The sequence below is a fragment of the Propionispora vibrioides genome (genome assembly GCF_900110485.1).
In the GTDB taxonomy this organism is placed as follows: Bacteria; Bacillota; Negativicutes; order Propionisporales; family Propionisporaceae; genus Propionispora; species Propionispora vibrioides.
In genome coordinates, this window is sequence record NZ_FODY01000012.1 from 84485 (window position 1) to 102345 (window position 17861).

General features: G+C 45.8%; 16 protein-coding genes and 1 CRISPR repeat array. Of the genes, 1 reads left to right on the forward strand and 15 read right to left on the reverse strand.

The annotated features are described in order from the left end of the window. Positions 1 to 5: 5 nt before the first annotated feature. From BMW43_RS11220 to BMW43_RS11245, 6 genes are read right to left on the reverse strand one after another with little or no spacing between them, the layout of a single operon-like run. Positions 6 to 500: a CRISPR-associated protein Cas4 gene (locus tag BMW43_RS11220; protein ID WP_091747192.1), complete on the reverse strand. Its 495-nt coding sequence runs from the start codon at positions 498 to 500 to the stop codon at positions 6 to 8. Next, entirely contained in the window at positions 497 to 3154 is a 2658-nt protein-coding gene (locus BMW43_RS11225; RefSeq protein ID WP_091747195.1) for a CRISPR-associated helicase/endonuclease Cas3, read from the reverse strand. The genes BMW43_RS11220 and BMW43_RS11225 overlap by 4 nt, the downstream gene beginning before the upstream one ends. A gap of 59 nt (positions 3155 to 3213) precedes the next feature. Continuing rightward, positions 3214 to 4008 (reverse strand): type I-B CRISPR-associated protein Cas5b, encoded by a 795-nt coding sequence (gene cas5b, locus BMW43_RS11230; protein ID WP_091747198.1) that lies wholly within the window; start codon positions 4006 to 4008, stop codon positions 3214 to 3216. Positions 4009 to 4010: 2 nt separating this feature from the next. Next, a complete protein-coding gene (locus BMW43_RS11235; protein ID WP_091747201.1) occupies positions 4011 to 4961 on the reverse strand; it encodes a type I CRISPR-associated protein Cas7 in 951 nt (316 codons plus the stop codon). Position 4962: 1 nt separating this feature from the next. Beyond that, the gene (locus BMW43_RS11240; RefSeq protein ID WP_091747204.1) at positions 4963 to 6807 is read right to left on the reverse strand and encodes a hypothetical protein; all 1845 of its coding nucleotides are present in this window, start codon (positions 6805 to 6807) and stop codon (positions 4963 to 4965) included. Positions 6808 to 6825: 18 nt separating this feature from the next. Next, positions 6826 to 7527, reverse strand: coding sequence for a CRISPR-associated protein Cas6 (locus BMW43_RS11245; RefSeq protein WP_091747207.1), 702 nt, complete (start codon positions 7525 to 7527; stop codon positions 6826 to 6828). Positions 7528 to 8484: 957 nt separating this feature from the next. On the opposite strand from BMW43_RS11245, the gene BMW43_RS11250 reads away from it, so the two are divergent. Beyond that, positions 8485 to 9165 carry a LemA family protein gene (locus tag BMW43_RS11250; RefSeq protein WP_143050608.1) on the forward strand — a complete coding sequence of 227 codons (681 nt, stop codon included), beginning with the start codon at positions 8485 to 8487 and terminating at the stop codon, positions 9163 to 9165. A gap of 87 nt (positions 9166 to 9252) precedes the next feature. On the opposite strand, the gene BMW43_RS21150 is transcribed toward BMW43_RS11250, so the two are convergent. The 9 genes from BMW43_RS21150 to sufB all read right to left on the reverse strand — a co-directional run bounded on the left by BMW43_RS21150 (position 9253) and on the right by sufB (position 17843). Next, positions 9253 to 9417: a hypothetical protein gene (locus BMW43_RS21150; RefSeq protein WP_177173560.1), complete on the reverse strand. Its 165-nt coding sequence runs from the start codon at positions 9415 to 9417 to the stop codon at positions 9253 to 9255. Positions 9418 to 9561: 144 nt separating this feature from the next. Further along, complete coding sequence (locus BMW43_RS21155; protein WP_177173561.1) at positions 9562 to 9735, reverse strand: hypothetical protein; 174 nt, start codon at positions 9733 to 9735, stop codon at positions 9562 to 9564. A gap of 159 nt (positions 9736 to 9894) precedes the next feature. Next, positions 9895 to 10983 carry a plasmid pRiA4b ORF-3 family protein gene (locus BMW43_RS11255; RefSeq protein WP_091747213.1) on the reverse strand — a complete coding sequence of 363 codons (1089 nt, stop codon included), beginning with the start codon at positions 10981 to 10983 and terminating at the stop codon, positions 9895 to 9897. 62 nt (positions 10984 to 11045) lie between these two features. After that, on the reverse strand, positions 11046 to 11435 hold the full coding sequence (locus BMW43_RS11260; RefSeq protein ID WP_091747215.1) for a HEPN domain-containing protein: 390 nt from the start codon (positions 11433 to 11435) through the stop codon (positions 11046 to 11048). Further along, positions 11425 to 11757 (reverse strand): nucleotidyltransferase domain-containing protein, encoded by a 333-nt coding sequence (locus BMW43_RS11265; protein WP_091747218.1) that lies wholly within the window; start codon positions 11755 to 11757, stop codon positions 11425 to 11427. Before BMW43_RS11265 ends, BMW43_RS11260 begins: the two co-directional genes overlap by 11 nt. Before the next feature lie 247 nt (positions 11758 to 12004). Then, positions 12005 to 13331: a CRISPR direct-repeat array (repeat unit 29 nt; unit sequence GTTTCAATACATCCATGTTGAGGCTAAAG). Between the two features lie 347 nt (positions 13332 to 13678). Next, entirely contained in the window at positions 13679 to 14110 is a 432-nt protein-coding gene (gene sufU, locus BMW43_RS11270) for a Fe-S cluster assembly sulfur transfer protein SufU (protein ID WP_091747221.1), read from the reverse strand. Continuing rightward, positions 14100 to 15329, reverse strand: coding sequence for a cysteine desulfurase (locus BMW43_RS11275; protein ID WP_091747224.1), 1230 nt, complete (start codon positions 15327 to 15329; stop codon positions 14100 to 14102). The genes sufU and BMW43_RS11275 overlap by 11 nt, the downstream gene beginning before the upstream one ends. Further along, positions 15319 to 16425 (reverse strand): Fe-S cluster assembly protein SufD, encoded by a 1107-nt coding sequence (gene sufD, locus BMW43_RS11280; RefSeq protein WP_091747227.1) that lies wholly within the window; start codon positions 16423 to 16425, stop codon positions 15319 to 15321. Before sufD ends, BMW43_RS11275 begins: the two co-directional genes overlap by 11 nt. Positions 16426 to 16436: 11 nt before the next feature. Next, positions 16437 to 17843, reverse strand: coding sequence for a Fe-S cluster assembly protein SufB (gene sufB, locus BMW43_RS11285; protein ID WP_091747230.1), 1407 nt, complete (start codon positions 17841 to 17843; stop codon positions 16437 to 16439). Positions 17844 to 17861: the final 18 nt, after the last annotated feature.

Genomic DNA, 17861 nt, shown 5'->3' on the forward strand with positions numbered 1-17861 from the left:
TCTCCTTAAATAAAGCAATAGGCGTAGTAAGCACAGCGGTCACATTTCTTGCTATGTAGGGCAGGCAGCGGCTTATCCTGCGCCAAATATGTCTCGATTTCCGCCAGCAGACCTTTTAGCTTCTGTTCCGAAGCCTCATTCAGTTCCACTTCCACTGTTTTATAGGTTTGCTTATTACGCTCCAGGAACTCGAGCCGCCCCCTTCGCTCCAGCCCTTTTTGCCTAAGAATGTACAGATAGTACATGGTCTGCCAGGTAGTTGCCGCCACATCGGCATCGGATTTTTTCAGCTCCACAACAAATTCATCGGTCAGTTTATCCACCTTAATACCTTCTAGCTGGATTTCCGTGTTATTGCGTCCCTCACTGCGGATTTCATGTAAAATACGTCCGATCCGCACATCCTCACTGTCATCTTCAAAATTCAGTTTATGGGCAAATAACCAGCATTGGCGTTTGCAATGGATGTAATAGTTGACGATAGTTCCTGTTAACCTCATAACAGTAACGCCATCTCCTCTTTAATATAGCCTTCCCGATTAAATTTCTTCGCGCCGGTCAGGTTATCAAGCTCCATAAATCGCTCCCCATCAGCAATATAGTACATATCGCCTACAATCTCTGTATAAATCTGAGGCGTTATGGATCGCGAATCAGTCTGATTACCAAAATTGAATGTAAAATAAGCCATCTTTTCTCTCAGTTGCGACAGTTTCACCTGTTTCTCGGAATACTCCATTTCCCTGTCGGCCAACAAAGTATTGAATTCCGCCCAGACCTGCGTTCCGTCTAACGTTACTTCCGTACCGTTCTCATCTATACAGGTAACCTGATGGGCAATAAATAAGGTATAGTGTTTTTCTGTGATTAACCTCATGTCTTTTTCCACATCTTTAAACTGCAACTGCTGCACTTTTTTAATAAAGTAGTTCCAGTGTTTCGGGTTAGCTTTTTGCCGTTCGTCATTCATCCGCTCCAATATGAGTTGATAGAAACTGCCAAAGCTTTTATCCCGCAACATCCGCCGGCAGTCTTCAACCTGCAGGTCCTGGAGTGTGCGCAGATCATCGCGATAAATACCAGTGGCCTTGACCAGGTTAAAGAAGAAGGCATGGCAATCCTCCCGCAAACAGGACCGGTTTATCCGGCCTAAAAACTGCTCCTCACCATCCAAAATGGAAATGTCTTTAAACCCGATGTCCATGTCAATATCCACGCCAGCCTCAATCACTTGAGTAGCAACCACTATGGCATTAGGCAGCAAGAATTCCCCGTCGTCATTGGTACCCAATTGCTGCAGTACTTTTTTCCGCACCAAATTGCTGTCATCCCCGGTTAATTCAAATAGGGGCATTTCCAAATTCATTGCCTGCAGCCGCCGGTAAAAGCTTCGAGCCGAACCTTTGGAGATAAATTCAATAAGCAAACGGGTAGGTTTTCCCTGTTCGCGCCGCTGGGCCAATTGCTGCTGCACCTCTGTTAAGAGTTCGTCCCCCGTGATAACCTGGTAGCGCGAAAGCAGTTCAAAATGCAGGTCCACCCGGTCACGAAACAAGGGATGCTGAAAGTACAAGTCCCGCTGGGTAACTAATGGGCAGGTACAGTTTTCTTCCCCCACCAGCAAGTCTAAGTTGGGCAGCGTGGCGGACATCACAATGATCTTTAGATTGAGCAGCTTGGCAAAAGACTGCAAAAAGTGAATGATCTCTTTCCAGATAGAGTTTTTATAACTTTGAATCTCATCCAGGATAATCACGCTGTTGCATAAATGGGTTAAGGCCAGATTGGATTCCCGGCCAATACCAAACAAGTAGTTAAAAAAGTTGACATGGGAAGTTAATGTCAACGGATACTGCAGCATTTGCCGCTGCAGCAGGACTGCCTTGAAGTCAAAGCCAGGCTCTTCGGTATCTGCTTGCTTAGCTTGAACTGTCACTTCCTTGGCGCTGACGATGGGCGTAATCGAGTTGATCACTTGCACCGGATACTCTTGGCGCAGTGCTTGCGGGAAAATCCTATCCAACGCTTGCTTCGTCTGTTCGACCAGCGCGTTAAACGGAAACACATAAACAATCTTATTAAGCTCCGGCTTACGTTTCAGCAAGGTTAAGGCCAGATTGACCGACATATAGGTCTTGCCGGCCCCGGTGGGGGCTTCCAGATAATAAAGCTGTTTATCCAGATTCTGTAGGAGCTCCCGCTCTGTGTCGATAAATAAGGAAGACCGCAGTCTATTAATCCCGCTCAGACCGGCGGTAGCCGGATCATTACGGAACTTAGCTATGCCGCGGCAAATTCTCGTATTTTGAAAAGCCTCCCATACCGGCAGCAAAGGCCGGTCCCCGCCAAAATAGAAAAAGTCCAATTCTTCTCCGGTGTCATACGCGTGAGTGGCATAAAAATCACAGGCGGCCAACGTGGAATAAAGTAGTTTGGTCAGTATGTAAAAAGGAAACGGGCCATGACTGTCCGCTACCCGTTCACACCTGCTTTTCAGCACTTGTTCAATCGGATTCCTAGAACGCAAACGCTCCTGATAACGGTAATAATACACATAATCCGGTACCGTCGGCTTTCTCGCTATGATACTTTTATATAGCTTGTCCAGTTGCATTTCAAAATCAGTATGTTCACCATTCTCTTCCTCTGCATTGCCCAAATAGGTATGGTGCCGCGAAATAACATAGGCAAAAGCATAGATGATTTGCTTTAAGAAACCCACTTCTTCAGCCTGCACAGCAGAAACGGTCGCCTCCAGATCGTCAAGCTGAATATCCAGGTATAGTAAAGCTGACAGGAGAGCATGGGAAGAATCACCTGAACAGCGCAGCTTTCCCATAGATAAACTCTTCATCCTTTTCTTTTGAAAAGCGGGATTCATTTTCCCCAAGTCATGCAAATACACGGCTGCTTTAAACCACTTCACAATCAGCGCCTTCGCCGCTGCACTGAGCGGCTGTCCGTCAACCGTAAGGCTATCTATCGCCCGTTGCAGCGCTTCATATAATCCATTGTGTTTTGCCAGCTTGTCCATGTAATGAAACACCAGGTCAGAGTGGCCTGCCAGAGCTTCCGGTGCCTTACCGCTGCCGCTTTGGGCCGTGTGGGCCAGTAGCTCTTCAGGCCCCTCGATCAGATAATCCTCAATACGCAAGCTATCCCCCCTCTCTCAATATAGAAATATCCGGGATATTCAACCATCCCGGATATCGATTATATAAAATACAACACCCGCTCACCGTCACTATACAGCCGCCCGGCATCCGCCTCTTGAATCGAAGCCAGATCAACTTCATGGTTGGTCAACGCCAAGGGCTGGAACACATAGCCGTTGTTTTCGGCATTCAACGCAACCGGCATATACTCTTTAAAGAAGTATTTATCCTGACCTGGCTTAGACTTTCCCCGCAGCTTGCAACGCATGGTATCACCCGGATGGAGCGAATCTATAAACGAAACCGCTTGGGGCGCTGCCAAGGTCACTAGCGCCGGTTCACTGATCGCCGCCGGATGGTCATTCTTACCCAGATACGGCATATATACGCACTGCGACCGCAGAAAGGCGTCCGACAATCGGTCGAACACAGCGGCCTCCAGCCCGTCCTCAGCGATGTAAATCGTCCAATGCGGCTTTTCCAGCCACTGTTCCCGGACATTCAGCACATTGCCTTCCTCCTGGCTGGCATAGCCGACCGTATTATTGAAGATTTGAATTTTCTTGGCAAAGTACCCCCGGTCGCCGTGAGGCACAATGCTGATCCGGGCCTGCTGTAATACGGCATAAAACTCGGGAAATACTTGGAGTTCCCTGGCCTTCTTGCGATTGGCGGCTAAGGGAAAATTGGCATCATATTGCTGCAGATAGCCGCCCAGGCCAAGCACCGCCCCGAGCAGACCCAACAGCGCTATTTTGTGAATATGGCTGTAGGTAAAATAGGCATAGCTGTTGACATCAGGCTTCTTGAAAAAGGCCGTTTCTCCCTTTAGCTCGAAACGAAGCGCCCGCATCGCTATAAAACCGCTCTCGTAATCAGATTGTAGCGTCTAAGACCCTCGGCTGCCAGACGCACTTCGGTCGTATAAGGATTCAGGTACAGCTCAATTTGTTCAATCTGCTCCCGGCTGCCTGCCAGAATCGGTTCCAGCGCCGAAAGGTCATATACCGTCTTATTGTCCTGCTTATATACCGTCACATAGGGGTCCAGGTTGGGCAGATAAGCCAGCGAACCTGCCTTCATCACAATAAACAGGCTAAAGGCGTTTTCGCTGCCCGACTTGCTGTTGGTTTGCAACGCGGTAGCTCCCAGCAAAGCGCCTTCTTTAAAAACGGCGTAAGCTTCGGTGGTATAACCCTCAAACTCGGTCAGTCCGGGCAGCCCGGCATAATGGTCATAGTGGTTGGGATTCACCGTAAAAGGATATACGTAATGCGCTTCGTCGACCATAATCTTTTTGCCAATGGACGTGGCATCGTTTCCCTGGCTTTTTTCATTGGAATTGCGGAAAGGCGACAGAATATCCTGCACCTCCACATTGGCATCTTCATACTTATTGAAGCCCTGGCCGATCTGCACGGCGCCGGTCAGACCGATGTTCTGCCCTTCCACCGCAAAGGTCGCACCAAAATTCATAACATCCACGCAGGAAAACAAGCGCTTTAATACGGTCACCGAATCCTTGGCGACACTTTCCTCAAACAAATACTGATACCGTTCCTGCAAATCCCTGGGCTGCAGCTTTTCGCCCTCTTTGCCCTTGCCCACTTTATAGGAACGAATGTACAGCACCTTTTCACCATTCAACTCCCACAACCGTTTCATGCTATACTTTAAGGCTTTGTCGCTGCCAAAAATATTTCCGTCACTGGTTGTCTTCGGCAATCCGCTAAAGTCGGCATTCCAGTTGGCCATCCGGCTGACAATGCCAATCAAACCGATCACGCGCTGCTTCATTTTCGCCATATTATTCCGCCCCTTTATCTGTTTTTTCAAACAGCAAATTATAAGCAAAGATGCCTGCCAGTAGCATTTCACGGGCATCGCCCCGGTTATCCGTTTCCGGCAGATAGCCCATCACCATGGAAAACGCCTGGTTAAACCGGACATGGTTCACCCAGATTTCGTGCTTATACAGCATGTAAATCTCCTGGAGCCGCTGCTTCAACTGCTTCCCATTCTTAGCCCGCAAAAATGGCTCATATTTGTCGCCCGTGAGTTTTTGTGCCCGCGACTGACTCACCAGATAGTAAGCTAATTGACCGGCCGTAAAATAAAACTCCTCATCACTTTCACAAACAGCCAGCCCGGTTGACACCAGTTTAGCTCGCAGAGAATCTACGGTATCCTTAATACGGTCTGCCATCATCTGTCCCCCTTTTTCATCCAATACCATTTGAATGGATAAACGCAAATTAAACGCATCGGCAAGGTCTGCCAAGCGCACCGTTTCTACCTGCAGCAATTGCTCTACCAGCAGCCGCAGCGTAATCTTGGCGAATAACCCTTGCAAAGAGATGCTTGTCCCTTTATAGAGCCAATCATGCAAAGCCTGCCTGCTTTGCATATATAGGGCTACCATCTGAGCCGTAAAATCCCCGGCTCTCACCTCCGGTTCATTGGTCAAAAAGGACTGTCCCAGCCGTCCCCGGAAAAACCGGTTGCTGATAGCCTTGTGAACAGCCGCTGTATCAGCTAGTGCATCATAATATCTTTCTTCTCCATCGCTATTCCTTACCTGCAGGAAGTTGCCCCAATCCACCGCCAGCTTTGTCTGCGGCGGGAATGGCACATTCTCATAACCGTAGATCTCGTTGTATTTGCCATCCAGATAAATATGGAAGGTGCCTTCCGGCGGCACTGGTCCAGCGGGCGGAACAAAGCCCGACCCATAGCCAAGCTTGTTCATCACATAGACCGGCTTGGCCGCAGCCAGCCATTCCGTAGTCTTTCTGGCCAGCAGCGCCTGCTGTAACGGCACCCGGTCAGGCGCCTCGACCCGCATGGTTTTGTGCGCCAGAAAAGGCTTCTTGCTGTTCATGGACATATCAAAGCTGGGCAGCCCAATAAGGCCAGCCGTTCCGATCTGGTTATAGTCATTGCTGTTAAAGATCTTGGGTATGGTATAGAGGAGGTATTCAAGCTCATATAACTCTTCGCTGGGCAGATTTTGATATACCGGCGGAACCGTAAAAAACAGTTTCACATAGTTTTTAAAAGGCAATGGCCTGATAAAAGCAGTCAATTCTTCCAGGTAAGTGTCATACCACTGGGCAACCTGGTCAATCAGCCCGTTCCGCTCCTCACTATCCAGATACGCCAGGGCTCTGGCATAGTCCGAGTCTTGGAAGAAATCCAACCCCTGGCTGCTCTTACTTTTATCCTGCGGCAGCAATTCCAACCACTTCTGACGTACCGCTTCCCTGCCGGCTGCTATCAGAAAGCGCTCTATATTTTCCCGTACGGAGAACTTAGCCGCTTCTTTTTCTCCCAGAAAAACATCCCGTTTCATAAAAAGGGTAAAAGGGTTATTGCCATGCACCTGTTTCTTAGGATCAACCGGCTTATTCATATCAATAAGCGAGCTTGCGTACTCCTGACAAATAAACCAAGGAAGCAACTCACTGGCTGCCGGTTCCTCCTTACGGGCAACGATTAGATGATTTTTTTCAAAATCCGCCGCTTGTTCAGCCCAGCTCTTTCCCAGTTCCAACCGGATATACAGACCTTCTTTTAAGCGATAGTTATCCTGGATGATCTTGGGGAACTGCTGTTGGGCCTGTTGGAAGCCCCCCGCCAAATCTCTGATCAAAAGCCTTACCTCCTCACCTTATTTGAGGTACTTTGCCAGGCAGAAACCGGCGCCAAGGATGGAGCCTTTTTCCGCCAGCCCGGAGCCCATCACCACATTAGCCAGCTTTTGCGAATAGGCATCCTCCTGAATCAGCAAATGCAGTTTATTGCCCAGCAGCTTACGTCCTTTGTAGACCATCGCCAGGGGCTTGCGATTTTCAATGAAAGCACCCTGAATAAAAGGCTGCTTCATCGACTCTACAGCATCGGGCTTCAAGGATTTATATTTCTTCTCCGCATTGGCATGAAGCCGCTCGATTAATAGTTCGAGGCTATCGTCCGGCAGCCAGGGCTTGCCATCAATAGTAACAACCGTCGGAGTTACCGTCAGCAGTTCCGTAATATGACCAAGGCGACGGGGTTTTAGTTCACTGGCAATCAGTTGAAAATAATCACTCTCCCGGCATGATTTCAAGCACTGCTGCAAACGGGCAGCTATATCCTCCAGCGAACTGCGAACAGTAATGACATAGATTCGTCCTTCCTGATAAAGCCCGTCTTTTTCAACCGGATACAGATTGCTAAACACAAAATGTTTATAACTTTTTTCGTAATGAGTCTGTTTTAAAAGCGGATCACCTAACTGGGCCTGACTAAGCCAGTTCCCGATCGGTTCCAGAATCTGCAGATGATGTGTTGACTTTTTAAGCAATACCGTCAGTTTCAATTCAAAAAACAATAAGATTCCCCCTCATCCCGAATCCGGCAAGTATAATAAGGTCCTACACACAGTTGATTCTTAAAAGTCGTCACCAATATCAACAGGTATCCTTATGAAAAATATGGAAATTAAACTATGATATTTTGATTCTTTATAAAAACATAAAATTCCTGCTAAATTAACAAATTTAGCAATAAATTCCTTTCAAGGTTCGACGGGGCTATGCAAACTACAATCTTTCCATCAAAGAAAATAGAAAAAGCAGTTGCTTTTGGCATCTGCTCTGCATTTAAGAATACATTTTTTTGCACAAGTTATTTTTTCTCTATTACTGACATAGGTTTGAATAAGTAGATAGTATAACTCTGAATAAGTTAAAGCTAACTCTTTCATTGTATTGGCAATTAGAAGGGAATATTTTTGATTTAAATTAAAATGCTCCCCATCTAGTAAATATAGATATAGAATACACTAGGTGTTACGGTTATAAGTAAAACAATAATATTGCCCTGCCAAAATGCACGTACAATTTTCAATACGCCTCTTTAGCGTTACGGTTAAGCTTTCGCAATAAATATGCTTGTCCTAAAAGAATACAAGGAGGTGGAGATATGTTGCGAATCTTTACGGGTTTTATAATCTTACTTTTTGTATTGGCAGTAATTTACTTTAGGCCCATATCGTTTACTATATTAATTCAATAGGTAAAACATTTTCTTTATCCATTATATCTTATTTATGTGAATTACGGAAGAATCCAGTTTCTTATTTTCCATAATTTCCTCATATATCCATATTCATAGCTCTAATTTATCTAGTGAAAATCTTTAGCATAAATTCTTTTCTAAATATTACCCAAATTAAACAATGAGCAGGATATGTAAATTATTAAATAGAATGTATATTATGGTAATTATTGTAGAAATTTGGAGGTATCGGATATGAAAACATTATTTAGGGAAAGTGGTGATATGTTTGGATAGTCTGCTAAGTGGTATTGGGTCAATGATCAGGATGGTCATCTTTATTGCAGTCATCGTTGCTGGTTTTGGAATTTATTCATACAATAAACTTCAAAGATTTGGGCAAGGTGTTAAGTCTGCAAATGCAACCGTTTTAACGGTGATTCAAAAAAGAGCTGATTTAGTAAATAAACTAATGGATATAGCCAGAGAGTATGGTAATCATGAGAAATTAGTACATATAACCTTATCCAATAATCTCGTTGATACATTTAAAGAAGCTTCGGCAGCGATGGCTAATCTGAACGCAATGGCAGCAACCTATCCGGAATTGAAGGCGAATGGTGCCTATCAACAGCTTATGAATCAAATTAATGCAGTCGAGACGGAGTTACAACATAAGCGAGAACAGTATAATCATGTGGCACAGACGTATAACTCCGAGAGATTACAAATTCCTACCGTACTATTTTCCGGAGTATTAGGGTTTAATGAGGCCCCATACTTTGACTTTGATAATTTGCAGGAAATTAAAGAATTCAAGACCGATGACGGGCAGCTGCTCAAGGAAATGCTTGCTACAGCTTCGTCCAGGGCTATGGACGTGACACAAAAAGGACTAGATAAAGTTCAGACTAAGTTGCAAAAGAAAACAGAAAATGACATAAATGATTGTGAAAACGAAATCAAGTAAAAATCAGAAAAACACGGGGATCGGGTATTTGTCTCCATGAGTATTCCCTACTATATTGCATATTCTTTTTAAAATAGATTATAATACTTAAAAAGAGTCGGCATGCTGCAAACATGCCAACCCTAGGCTGCAACCGGAAACGGTTGACTCAAAGTTAAGTCGTGAAAATAACCGCCACACCTTCAGGGGAGCGGTTATTTGCTTTTCATGACCAAAACCATGAGCAAATGATAACGCTTCATAGGTAGTCATAGGCCTCCCCCCTTTTCAGGGGAGTGGGAAGAGACTTTCTCTGTTTGTTTGTGTCCAAAATCTCCAAATCAATATCTTTACTGCACACAAAAATAGAAATGAGTTCTTGAGCTTTTGACTCATCACTCATTTCTATCAAATCTTTTAGCGAGATAATATTTGTTTTAATCGAATCTCACATCGCCTTTTGCGCTCAGGCGATGTTAAAGTGCGATCTATTCTCACCTTGTTAGTAGGGGTAGACATTATTTTTTCAAATGAAGCTACCACCTTTTTACTATTTAATGTGAAATCTTTGGTAAATGACGATGTAGCCATCTATACCCCTCCTTCCTCCTAGGCACATCACTGCTATTATTAGAACATGCCACAATACATTTATATAAACCTTAGTCAATGAATTTGATCAATGTCCATTAATAAGCGTGAATCAGAAATTTTACCTATGTCCTATTACAATGGGCGCTTCCTAGTCGATTACAGATTTCCATAACCTTTAAGTTTGTGATTTATAAGCTCAATATTGAAATCCTGATATCCCTGCATTTGAGACCAGTTTATCATCTCCTTATGGTCCGGATGTTTGGGATCAGCTATTATTTCCAAAAAATCGTAATATCCCGGTTCTCCGCCCACGTCCTCGGGTGGGGCATTTCCCTCCCCTTCTACGCAAACCGAATAATTATGTGGATAGCTTTCGATTACATTACCCACTTCAATCCAATGTCGCCACTCATCACCAAAATCATAAGTATATTGTATTGTTAAATATTTAGGAATGTATTCGGATAATTTACAATCCGCTTCCTTGATCATGGGAATGTCCTTAGGATATTCAAAGGCATCTTCCCCGCACACGATATTGGTGATTGCCTTATCCTTGTCAATAACATTAAAATCATGCAAATGACAATCCTGCCAAGTAAAGAGTATCTGTAATATATGATGTAACTGCAGAAAAGTAAAATGTAGCGGAACAACCACCTTGCGCCAAACTTTATAGTCGGTAAGTTCAAGGGTAATCATTAGCTCCACTGCCTGACAGTCAAAAATTGAAGTTCCCGTAAAATTTTCCAGATCTTTATATAAGCATTCATTAGGATGTTTATAAGCCCCTTTGCCAATGCCTACAAGATGAGTACTCACCCGTCGATTAACAGAGCTTTGAATAACCATATTACTCTGTAATTCATCTGCATGCCAATATACCATTTCACAAGCCTTGTTCATTTTGGCAACACTTGACCGGTCTTTTGTTTTGGCATAAGTAACTACCGGCGAATGTTGAGTAAAATTCTCAACCAGCTCAGGTTTCATACACTCAGCTAATAAGGTTTCCCTAATACTAAAGATTATAAGCTCATCAAGATTTTTAAAGTTTCTCGCTTGTATCCCATAGAGTACTATGACATAATGATTGCTGTCGTTCACTAATACCACTGTTTTTTTACGATTGACAGTAATTAAGTTAGCATGCCATGAAAACAATGCCGGCTCACTGGTATTTACTAGTACAGGTTCTATTTTTAATTCTTCAAGAAGTTTTTTTGTACATTGAATTAGCATTCTAACCTCCATCAAATAAAGAAATAAGCCCTAATCCACTAGCAAGATTAGAACCTATTTCTTTATGTCATATTTATCTTTCCCTTTAAAAATGCCTGTACTTGCTCTGCACTTTTAACAGCTAAATGAGCATCGGCCTCGTTTAGTTCCAAGCTAAATGGATATCTTGCCTGCACTCCATAATCAGTTAAGTTTAAACAGTCTTCCCTGATCTGCATGAAATTTTCGTCATATTTCATGCAGGTCTTGTTTAAGGCCACTAAATCATGAACCCGCTGAATTGCTCCACCATGAAAAGCAATAAATCCTTTTAAATATTTTTCCGCACTCTGCTGACAATGATAACAAATAATTTCAACCGGAACTGGCTGCATTTCTTGCAAATAAATAGCCGAATCTAAATCCTGCTTAGCATAGCGAAACCATTCTTGCGCAACCAAATTATTGTTCATATAAGAGTACTCCCTCATGGGCAATTTTATGCTCCATGGTTGCTGCTGAAACTACGCGTTCATTGAATTCATCATCATCATATACTAGCAAATCAACCGGCATGTCTACATCCTGCATCATCGCTTTTCTTATCTTACGTAAAATATCAATTTTGCGTAAACCGGCTAAAGAAGCGACGATACATAAGTCAAGATCACTATCATCAGTATACGTATTATCTGTATAAGAACCGAATAAATATATCTTTTTCACATCTATACTATTTTGAATAACACTAATTACGCTTTCAAGATTTTCTCTGACATTGGTCTGCTTACTCACGCCCGTCACTCCCTTCCATGTTTATATTATAACACAGCTATAAATTGTTTATAAATTCCAATTAAAAATAATCCGGCCAGTTCTAAAATAATGCTAAACTAGTCGGATTACCTGTTACTTTAATGAACCTGGCACCAATGGCATGTTTCAATACATCCATGTTGAGGCTAAAGGTTTCCCTGGTTTCAATACATCCATGTTGAGGCTAAAGAGCTATAAGCGCAGTCAGCGACGTTGCATTTAATTAGTTTCAATACATCCATGTTGAGGCTAAAGATGTGAAGGCCCGTGAAACAGCTAACATGATCAGGTAGTTTCAATACATCCATGTTGAGGCTAAAGTCACTCAGTCCGAGGGTGAAATGGATGCTTGGATGTTTCAATACATCCATGTTGAGGCTAAAGCCTGCTGGATGTATATGCCCATCTGACCTATTACAAGTTTCAATACATCCATGTTGAGGCTAAAGTCACTCAGTCCGAGGGTGAAATGGATGCTTGGATGTTTCAATACATCCATGTTGAGGCTAAAGCCTGCTGGATGTATATGCCCATCTGACCTATTACAAGTTTCAATACATCCATGTTGAGGCTAAAGTAACCATTTACGCAGGTTATGATCATTTCTGTTTTGTGTTTCAATACATCCATGTTGAGGCTAAAGTTCATGCGCGCCGCCGATGTGGAACCTAGCTAATTCGTTTCAATACATCCATGTTGAGGCTAAAGATACAATCCGCTGCACCTAATGGAACACATTTAGAAAGTTTCAATACATCCATGTTGAGGCTAAAGTTCATGCGCGCCGCCGATGTGGAACCTAGCTAATTCGTTTCAATACATCCATGTTGAGGCTAAAGATACAATCCGCTGCACCTAATGGAACACATTTAGAAAGTTTCAATACATCCATGTTGAGGCTAAAGAATTTATACCGGATGACCTACAACCGGTCCAACTGTTTCAATACATCCATGTTGAGGCTAAAGTCGGCTTCTTCATCATCCACTTCTCCGTCCCCCGATGTTTCAATACATCCATGTTGAGGCTAAAGAACAGGGTCGCTGGCTGCTGTGGCTGTCTGTCGCCTGTTTCAATACATCCATGTTGAGGCTAAAGATTTGCCGACCTTGTGTAATTCGCAGACGAATCCCGAGTTTCAATACATCCATGTTGAGGCTAAAGGACGATCCCCGGTGCAGCGTGGTCAGCGTGAGCTAGTTTCAATACATCCATGTTGAGGCTAAAGTATCTCCTTTAACAACGTATCAAGCTACGAGCAAAGTTTCAATACATCCATGTTGAGGCTAAAGCTATACCAGCCTTTTTATCAAACAAACCGCTTATTAGTTTCAATACATCCATGTTGAGGCTAAAGCCGTAGCAAATATGTTGCTTGCTGCCGGGGTGCAAGGTTTCAATACATCCATGTTGAGGCTAAAGATTTTACCCCTGTTGATCATGTCAATTATTTTAATAGTTTCAATACATCCATGTTGAGGCTAAAGTTCTGCGATACCAGGTAAGTTGACGCTTGGCAAAATTGTTTCAATACATCCATGTTGAGGCTAAAGGGCAGTAAAATTAAGCTTTTCAAATATGCCTATAGCCATAGAATACAGTATTTATAAGGGTTTCGCAATATTTTCCCAACCATACTCTACTTTTTATTTGCTTCGCTGTAAAATCCCCGCCAGTCCTTGTATTATCTCACTTTATAAGACTCAGCAAAAAAATAAAGGTTGGGAAATTTCAGTGGCAATTAGTCCAAATAGTAAAATCATATAAAGTGGACTGTCTATAATAAACTATTTTTATTACTGTCGCACAAATTGAATAAGCCAGAGAAGGCTGACAGACCCTAAGATAGCTGTCAGCCTTCTCTGGCTTATTCTTTTATCTTCTACTTCCGTCCAGTCTATCAGCGGTACTTTTTAATACCATCTTCCAGGGTATGCCAGGACAGCACGGCACACTTGACGCGGGCCGGCATGTTGGAGATATTTTTCAGCGCCGCCGCTTCGTCCAGTACTTCCAGTTGCTCGTCGTCGGTAATATCCCGTTTGATCATGCCCAGGAAGGTGTCGATCAGCTCCTGCGCTTTTTCTACCGTCTGGCCCCGGATCAGATCAATCATCATTGAAGTCGAAGCCTGGGATATGGCACAGCCCACGCCGGTAAACAGGGCATCCCGGATGACTCCGTTCTCCAGCTTAAGCTCCAGTTCAATCTCATCGCCACAGCTCGGATTGCGTCCCTTTAACGTTACCGTCGGATTGTCCATATGCTTTTTATTGCGGAGCGACTTGCTGTGCTCGGCAATAATCTCCGTATAAATTTCATTAAGCTCCATAGCCCAGCACTCCTCTCACCCGGCTCAGGCTGTCAAGCAATGCGTCTACATCTTCGCGGGTATTATAGAAATAAAGGCTGGCCCGGCAGGTGGCATTGACGCCCAGGTAATGCATCAGGGGATGGGCACAGTGATGTCCGGCCCGGATAGCAATCCCATCGGCATCTAAAATGGTGGACACATCATGGGGATGTACATCCTTGACATTAAAGGAAATCACCCCGGTTTTATTCGTCAGATCACCACAGCCGTACAGTGTAATATAGGGCAATTGCTGCAGTCTTTCCACCGCATAGCGAACCAGTTCCCGTTCTTCCCTTTCGATGACATCCAGACCGGTTTGCTCCAGATACTCAATGGCGGCCGTCAATCCTACGGCGCCGCCCACATTCTGCGTCCCCGCCTCAAACTTGGCCGGCAAAGGCGCAAAGGTGGTATCCTGCTCTTCCACATACTCAATCATATCGCCGCCGCAGAGAAAAGGCGGCATAGCTTCCAACAGTTCCTCCCGGCCGTATAAAACGCCGATCCCCATGGGTGCCAGCATTTTATGACCTGAGAAAACAAAAAAGTCCACGTCCAGCTCCCGGACATTCACTGCCAGATGGGGCACACTCTGCGCACCATCCACCACAATCACGGCGCCAACCGAGTGAGCCTTAGCGGCAATCCGCCGGATCGGGTTGACAATACCCAGCACATTGGATACATGAGTCACCGCTACCAGCTTGGTTTTCGCCGTGATTTTAGCCTCGATCTCCTCTTCCGGCAGCACGCCGTCGGCATTGACGTACATGTATTTCAACACAGCGCCGCGCGCTTTGGCCACCTGTTGCCAGGGTACCAGATTGCTGTGATGCTCGGCAATGGACAGCACAATTTCATCGCCTGCTTCGATAAACTGCAGGCCATAGCTGTAGGCAATCAGATTAAGCGATTCGGTGGCGTTCTTAGTAAAAATAATCTCCTCGGTTTTGGCTGCCCCCAAAAAATGACGCACTTTCTCCCGGGCATTTTCATACAGTTCGGTCGCCTTCACACTCAGTCCATAGGCGCCCCGGTGAGGATTGGCATTAGACGTGCCATAATAGCCTTCCAGCGCTTTAATGACAGACAAAGGCTTTTGGGTTGTGGCTCCGTTGTCGAGATAAACCAAGCGCTTGCCGTTTGCCGTAGGCTGCTTGAGCAGGGGAAAGTCTTTAAGATAATTACTGGACATAGGCTAGCCTCCCTTTCACATAGGACGAAATTTCTTCTTTTAACTGCTCAACCGGTATCCGGGCCAGGATGGGTTCAAAGGAGGCCTCAATAATCAGCTTTTTCGCTTCATTTTCGCTAAGACCCCGGCTCATCAGATAAAACAGCTTGTTTTCATCTACTTTGCCGGCACTGGCGGCGTGCTGGCCTTCTACCGACTCTTCACCGCACAGCATCAGCGGCACCGACCAGTTGCGTACATCGGGACTGAGTAACACGGCATATTCTTCTTCTTTCCCCTTGGCACCGCGGGCCCCCTTCAGAAAGTCCAGCGTACCACGGAATATCTTCCGGCTCCGATCCAGCAGCGCCCCGCGGGCCTTGATCTCGCCCACCGACTGCCGGGCCTGATGGGTCAGGACATGATTGATATCAATGCTGCGGTCTTTATCGCCAAAATAGATGGACTGAATGCTGCCGGCGCTGCGGGCACCAACCAGCTGAGTCTGGCAATTGGTAATGGTCTGGCAGGCTCCCAGTTCGACCAGTGTACAGTCCACCTGCCCGTTGTCGCCGCTGACAACACCTACGGCATCCATTTGGTAAGCATCATCGGCAAGAAGCTGAACCTTGACCAGATGCACTACCGCACCGGCCTGGGCAACTACCTGAGTTATACCACTATGATAGGCGGCCGTACCGGCCTGGGAGGTATAACGAATGACCACCGTGATTTCACTATTTTCCCGGGCCAGGATGACCTGCCGGTCCACCAGAACCGGATCGGCCTCATCCAAATGATAGTGCAGAAGCAACGGGGTCTGACACTTTTGTCCTGCCGTCGTTTCAATAAAATATCCATTATTGGCGTGCTCCGCCACCAGGCGGTTCATGGTATCACTAACACCGGCCTTGGGCAGTGGTCCCAACTGTTGCAGTTGAATCTGACTGTCTTTGAGGGATGTAATGGTTACCGATTTTTCCCCGGTCAGAACCAGCGGCTGCTTGCGATAGGCCTTGACGACCGGAAAAGCAACAGGCATCGCTGTTTCATTGACACCCAGCCAATTCCAGGTCCGCACCGGAATCGCATTTACTATCTCATTATGTTTTTCCATGTCCTCACCTCTTAGCCAATGGCCCCTTCCAGTTCCATATTGATCAAATTGTTCATTTCCACGGCATATTCCAAAGGCAGTTCCTTGGCGACCGGTTCCACAAAGCCCCGCACAATCATGGCCTTGGCTTCTTCCTCGCTGATGCCGCGACTCATAAGATAAAAGACGGCCTCCTCGCTGATCCGGCCGATTTTTGCCTCATGGCCGATATCCACCTCATCCTGCTGGATATCAATCACCGGCAGTGTGTCCGACCGGGACAAATCGTCCAGCATCAGCGATTCACAGTTGACCGACGACTTGACGTGGTGGGCCTGCGGAGCCACCTTGATGGCGCCGCGGTAAGTGGCAACGCCGCCACCCTTGGCAATGGAACGGGAACTGATATTGGAAGACGTATAAGGGGCGGCGTGAATCACAGCCGCGCCGGTATCCAGATGCTGGCCTTCGGCGGCAAAGGTAACTCCGTTGAATTCCGCCCTGGCTCCTTCCCCCTTCAAAATGCTGCGGGGATAGAGCATGGAAATCTTAGAACCGAAAGAACCTGATACCCATTCGATTAAACCGTTTTTCTCAACAACGGCCCGCTTGGTATTCAAATTCAGCATATTGCGCGACCAGTTTTCGATGGTCGAATAGCGCAGGCTGGCACCTTCACTGACATAGAGCTCCACACAGCCGGCATGCAGGTTGGTCACGTTATATTTGGGTGCCGAACAGCCTTCGATAAAATGCAGCTTGGCCCCTTTATCCACAATAATCAGGGTATGCTCGAACTGCCCCGCCCCCGGGGCATTCAGACGGAAATAGGACTGGAGGGGAATATCGACTTCAACCCCCGGCGGCACATAAACAAAGGAACCGCCTGACCATACGGCGCCGTGAAGGGCGACAAACTTATGATCCCGGGGCGTAACCAGCTTCATAAAATGCTTTTTCACCAAATCCTCGTGTTCCCGCAGGGCGCTTTCCATATCGGTATACACGACCCCTTGCTTCACCAGTTCCTGCTTCACGTTATGGTATACCACCTCGGAATCGTACTGGGCACCGACACCGGCCAGCGATTCCTGCTCAGCCTGAGGGATACCCAACCGTTCAAAGGTATTTTTAATATCGTCGGGAACCTCCCGCCAATTCCCCTTCATCTCCGTATCGGGACGAACATAAGTCACAATGTTGTCCATGTCCAGTTCCTGTAAGGACGGCCCCCAGGACGGCAGCGGCGTCTTCGCGTAAATCTCCAGCGCCTGCAGCCGGAAATCGCGCATCCATTCCGGGTCCCGCTTCTCGCGGGAAATATCCAGGACGATTTCGGCCGTCAGACCCTTAGCCGCTTTGTAACGAGCCCGGTCCTCATTTTTTATATCGTATAGCCCCCGCTCAATGTCGGCGACGGCTGTCTTTTGCTTATCCATAGAAGTTTCACCCCGCTC